Below are 3,432 nucleotides of genomic sequence, written 5' to 3'. Positions count from 1 at the left end.
CGGCGCTGAGCACCTGGAAGGTGTCGACGAGGCTGTCATTGACGTTCAGTTCGTTGAACGCCGCGTCGGCGGTGAAGGTCCAGACGCCGCCCGTGGTGATGCTGAAGTGGCCGTAGCTGCCGGCGACGTTGCTCTGGGCCTGGAAGGTTTCCGAGCTGTCCACGTCGCTGATGGTCAGGGTGCCGCCGGTGCTCAGCGGCGCATTGGTCTCGTTCAGCTCGACGGTGGCTGCACTCAGTACGGCGGCGTCGTTCACCGAATTGATGGTCAAGTTGTAGGTGTACTCACTGATCCCTCCCTGACCGTCCTTGACCACGAAGGAGAAGCTATCGGTGCCGTAGTAGTTGGCGGCCGGGGCAAAGTCGAAGGTGCCGTCGGCGTGCACGGTGACCGTGCCATGCTCGGCAGCGGTCGAGCCCAGGGCATAGGTGACGCTGTCGCCATCGATGTCAGTGGCGCCGGGCAGGGCGGCGCCGACTATGGGTGTGTCCTCATCGGTGGTGCCGTAGCCATTGGAAGACTCCGGCGCATCATTGACCCCATAGAGCTTCACCGTCGCAGTGGCCCAGCTGAGCGTGCCGTTACCCAGGCGGATGGCGTAGGTGAAGCTGTCCGTCAACAGCTCTCCGGCCGACAGGCTCCGGTAGGCCTCGCTGGCGAAGAGGTTGGCGGCGTCATAGACGACCTTGGTTTTCCCATCCGCCGGGTCCTGGGCGATCGAGATGCTCGCGCCATAGGCACTTGAACATGAAGTTTGATGGGCCAGCAGGTCCGTCTGGATCTGCGTGCGGGTCGATGCGCTGCCGTCGGCATTGAGGCCGTCGTCGAGCGAGTACAGCGTCTTGGCCTTTCCGCCCAGGTCATTGGCCATCACATCCAGGTAAACGCAATCGTTGCTGTTGGGCGCCAGGCTGTCATAGACAAAGGTGTCGCCGTTGGCCTGGGGGGTGTTGCCGAAGGAGATGGGGGAGATGGCCATGCTGAATTCCTATTGTTGAACTTGTTGGTTGTGATGGCGTTACCAGGGCCGCGCGGCGATGCCTGGCGGAGGCTGGGCCGCCCGGAAGCGCGGGGCGTACCGCTGTTTCGGGCGTGCGCGTAGCCGGAAGGCAGCGCGCAGGAAGCTGCGAGCACCCATGGAGGGACTCCTGATCTGAGCAAGGGACCGTGAAAGCGACGAGCACCGACCACAGCGACGGCCAGAGCACTGTGGTGTCAGTTTGATAGTCGTTTAGGAGCGGCCCGGTACTCTGTAAAGGCAGGGATACAAACGGCCCGAATTGGCGGTCAAAATCTCGACGAACGGCAGGGGATGGCCAAAATTATGGCGTTCTTTTTTTGAATGTTGCGACTTCGAAGGCTCGATGCCTTGCCGCGAAATGCAGTTGGGGAGACCATCTGCGCCTTGAATCGGCCCTGCCCTGGAGATGTCATGGCCCGCCAACTCCACGTCGACCCAGCGCCCGCCAGGATGGCGTGGTTGAGGTCAGGTCACCGCTGGCGCGTACTGCGCCGACCCTTGGTTCTGATACCGCTGCTGTTGCTGGCGCTGCTCTGGTCGGCCGACCGGCTGTTCCCGCTGCCGTTGCCCGGCGATGATCTGGCACGGGTGGTGCTGGCGGAGGACGGCACGCCGCTCTGGCGTTTCGCCGATGCCGAAGGGGTCTGGCGCTACCCGGTGAGCCAGGACCAGGTCTCGCCCTACTACCTGCAAGCCCTGCTCACCTACGAGGACCGCTGGTTCTACCGGCACCCGGGGGTCAACCCCCTGGCTCTGGCCCGCGCGGCCTGGCTCAACCTTAAGGGCGGGCGCGTCCTTTCCGGCGGCAGCACCCTGTCCATGCAAGTGGCGCGGCTGCTCGACCCGCACCCTCGTACCCTCGGCGGCAAGCTGCGCCAGTTCTGGCGCACTGCGCAGCTGGAATGGCATCTGTCGAAGGACGAAATCCTCGGTCTCTACCTCAATCGTGCGCCCTTCGGCGGCACCCTGCAGGGTGTGGCGGCGGCCAGCTGGGCTTACCTGGGCAAGCCACCGTCCCAGCTGACCCGTGCCGAGGCGGCGCTGCTCGCGGTGCTGCCCCAGGCGCCCAGCCGGCTGCGCCCTGACCGCCACCCGGAGCAGGCCCAGGCGGCCCGCGACAAGGTGCTGCGGCGCCTGGCGCAGTTCCAGGTCTGGTCCGAGGGGGCGGTGAGCGAAGCCCTGGAGGAGCCCGTGCTCCTCGCTCCGCGCCAGGAGCCCAGCCTGGCGCCATTGCTGGCACGGCGACTGAACCGCGCCGACAGCCCGCCGCTGATCCGCACCACCCTCGACGCTGCTCTCCAGCGCCGCCTGGAAGACCTGCTGCTGGGCTGGCGCGCGCGCCTCCCGGAGCGCACCTCGGCGGCTATCCTGGTGGTCGAGCACCAGAGCATGGCGGTGCGCGCCTACCTCGGCTCCATCGACATCGCCGACGAGCGCCGCTTCGGCCATGTCGACATGATCGAATCGCTGCGTTCCCCCGGCTCGACCCTCAAGCCCTTCCTCTACGGCATGGCCCTGGACGCCGGGCTGATCCACTCCGAATCGCTGTTGCAGGACGTGCCCCGGCGCTACGGCGACTATCGCCCCGGCAACTTCGCCGCCGGCTTCATCGGCCCGGTCTCGGCCAGCGAGGCCTTGGGCATGTCCCTCAACCTGCCGGCGGTACAGCTGCTGGAGGCCTATGGGCCCAAGCGCTTTGCCGGCGAGCTGCGCAATGTCGGCGTGCCTCTGGCGCTGCCTCCGGCCAGCGAGCCGAACCTGGCGCTGATCCTCGGCGGTGCCGGCAGCAAGTTGGAGGAGCTGGTCAGCGGCTACAGCGCCTTCGCCCGCCAGGGCCGGGTCGCCCGGCTGCGCTTGCAGCCCCAGGACGCCCTGCAGGAGCGTCGCCTGCTCTCGCCCGGGGCGGCCTGGATCATCCGCCGTATCCTCGCCGGCCAGGCGCGCCCGGACCGCGACCCGCGCGCGCGGCTGACCCAGCGCCCGGTACTGGCCTGGAAGACCGGCACCAGCTATGGCTTCCGCGACGCCTGGGCGATAGGCGTGGGGCCGCGCCACCTGATCGGCATCTGGATCGGCCGCCCGGACGGCACCCCGGTGCCCGGCCAGTTCGGCCTGGCCTCGGCGGCGCCGCTGCTGCTGCAGGTGCACGACCTGTTGGTGAACCGCGATGCCCAACGCGGCATCGCCCAGCCGCAGGACCCGCAGCCGCCGGAGGTTGATGTCGCGGCCATCTGCTGGCCCCTGGGACAACCCATGGCCAAGGGCGACCCCAACTGCCGCCGGCTGCGCTACGCCTGGACCCTGGACGGCACCACGCCGCCCACCCTGTTGGCCGCCGACCAGCCCCTCGGCCTCGGCCTGCGCCAGTCACTCTGGATCGACGCCGAAGGTCGCCAGGTGGCGCCCGGCTG

The 3,432-nt window shown here is 67.9% G+C and carries 2 protein-coding genes; one reads left to right on the top strand and one right to left on the bottom strand.

Going from position 1 to position 3,432, the window contains the following annotated elements; all coding sequences use genetic code 11:
• Positions 1 to 979 (bottom strand): Ig-like domain-containing protein (locus E8F11_RS25925; RefSeq protein ID WP_280291788.1); only part of this gene is annotated, 979 nt, incomplete at its 3' end.
• 492 nt (positions 980 to 1,471) lie between these two features.
• On the opposite strand from E8F11_RS25925, the gene pbpC reads away from it, so the two are divergent.
• A partial coding sequence (gene pbpC / locus E8F11_RS25920; RefSeq protein WP_280291795.1) for a peptidoglycan glycosyltransferase PbpC occupies positions 1,472 to 3,432 on the top strand: 1,961 nt, incomplete at its 3' end.

This window comes from Pseudomonas sp. BN417 (genome assembly GCF_029871205.1).
Taxonomy (GTDB): domain Bacteria; phylum Pseudomonadota; class Gammaproteobacteria; order Pseudomonadales; family Pseudomonadaceae; genus Metapseudomonas.
The sequence above is the reverse complement of the archived record's forward strand: the minus strand, read 5'-3'. Positions and strand labels throughout refer to the sequence as shown.